Raw genomic sequence first — 2,133 nt, forward strand, 5'->3', positions numbered from 1 at the left:
CGCATCATTGGTGCAGTGGCGATGGCGCATTTGATCAATGACTTGATTCAGTCGGTTTTGCCTTCTATCTACCCGATGCTCAAGGCCAATTATGGCCTGAGCTTCACCCAAGTCGGCTTCATTACCCTGACGTTTCAGGTCACTGCATCACTGTTACAGCCCTGGGTCGGTTACTACACGGACCGCCATCCAAATCCATTGCTGTTACCTGCAGGCGCGATCTGCACGTTGTTGGGCATTTTGATGCTGTCGATGGTCGGCAGTTTTCCACTGATCCTGTTGGCGTCGGCGCTGATTGGGATTGGTTCGTCGACCTTTCACCCTGAGGCGTCGCGCATTGCCCGGCTGGCCTCGGGCGGACGCTTTGGTTTGGCGCAATCGACCTTTCAGGTGGGCGGCAACACCGGTTCGGCGTTCGGGCCCTTGCTGGCCGCAGCGATCATTATTCCGTTCGGTCAGGGCCATATCGCCTGGTTCGCTTTGATTGCGGTGTTCGCCATCGGTTTGCTGTACGCCATCAGCCGCTGGTACAAGGCGCACTTGAACCTGTTCAAACTCAAGGCTGGGCAGAAAGCCAAACACGGCCTGTCGAAAAACCGGGTGATCGCGGCATTGTTGGTGCTTGGGTTTTTAGTGTTCTCCAAGTATTTCTACATGGCCAGTTTCACCAGCTATTTCACGTTCTACTTGATCGAGAAATTCAGCCTGTCGGTGGAAAGCTCACAGCTGCACTTGTTCCTGTTTCTCGGTGCAGTGGCTGCAGGTACGTTCTTTGGCGGACCGATTGGCGATAGGGTCGGACGCAAGACAGTCATCTGGTTTTCGATCCTCGGCGTTGCGCCATTCACCTTGATGCTGCCATACGCGGACCTGTTCTGGACCACGGTGTTGAGTGTAATCATCGGCTTTATTCTGGCGTCGGCGTTCTCAGCGATTGTGGTGTTCGCTCAGGAGTTAGTACCGGGCAATGTCGGCATGATCGCCGGTGTGTTCTTCGGTTTGATGTTCGGCTTCGGCGGCATTGGCGCAGCGTTGCTGGGTTATCTGGCAGACGCCCACGGCATTATCTACGTGTACTCGCTGTGCTCATTCCTGCCGCTGCTGGGGATATTTACCGTGCTGTTGCCCAATACCAAGCACGTTTAGCTCTGTGGGACCGAATTCATTCGGGAAGGTAACAACGCGGTTCTTCAGCTAAACCGCGCTGTCTGCTTCCCGAATGAATTCGGTCCCACACAGTCTGCACAGGGGCCTGGTTCTCTGGGTCAGCGCGCCAACGCCACTGAACTGATGGCGTTGGTGGTGTTCCCCAGGTTGGGCCATTGGTCCGAGACCAGGAACAGCCTTTCGGCTTCCTCCCACTCTCCGGCCTGGTTTTCGCTCAAGCGCACCAGCAGTTGTGCGGGGGCCAGCGGGTCCAGTTGATCCAGCCATTCCTGCAATTGATCGTTCTGCCAGGTGTGCTCCTCGCGATAATGCGCGGGGGCCAGCCAGGCATGGCGCGGCAACGGTTGCCAGCGACCCGCAAGACTTTGCGCAATAAAAGCTGACCAATCCCGTTGATGCAGCCAGCGTCCATTCAAATGCTGACGGTGCGCACCGACCGGCGACTCTGCCTGACCCGGCCACGGATACAGCAAATACCCGCCCAGCCACAGTTCGGCGCTGAAATGTGTGATGTCCAGCGCACTCAGCACCTCACGGCTTTCCGGTCGCGCCGAGATTGGCAGTTGATGCTGGCTCAAGTGCGCGAGTTTGCGGTCCAGCCGATCGTGACAGCCTGGTCCCAGCCATTGCGCCGGGTCCTTGCCATTGCCGTCTTGGGGCCCCAGATAAAGCTTGATCGCCAATTCGACGTGGTGCACGCCGTCGCTATCGCGCAGCAACATGTCCAGTTCGCCCAAGGTGTGTCCGGCGACACGAATCGGCAGATTGGCGGCGATCATCTCTACGCCCGGTGCTTGATGCACGGCAAATTGCCAAAGCCGCTCGTAATACAGTCCCAAACGCCGGGTCGCGCCCAATGCCAGCCAATGATTGAGGGCGCTGCTGTCCTGGTCCAGGCGCAACAACCAGTCGGCCAGTCGCTGCGGGGATTGCACCCAATCACTGCCGGTCAGCGGGTGGCGTTGC

2 protein-coding genes are annotated in these 2,133 nt (G+C 57.9%); one reads left to right on the forward strand and one right to left on the reverse strand.

Annotated features, from left to right (window positions below):
- Positions 1 to 1,146: MFS transporter (locus M0974_RS33080; protein WP_297846522.1), on the forward strand; the 1,146-nt coding region annotated here is incomplete at its 5' end.
- Between the two features lie 119 nt (positions 1,147 to 1,265).
- On the opposite strand, the gene M0974_RS33085 is transcribed toward M0974_RS33080, so the two are convergent.
- A partial coding sequence (locus M0974_RS33085) for a DUF1853 family protein (RefSeq protein WP_297846523.1) occupies positions 1,266 to 2,133 on the reverse strand: 868 nt, incomplete at its 5' end.

The organism is Pseudomonas sp., from assembly GCF_026224925.1.
Lineage (GTDB): Bacteria > Pseudomonadota > Gammaproteobacteria > Pseudomonadales > Pseudomonadaceae > Aquipseudomonas.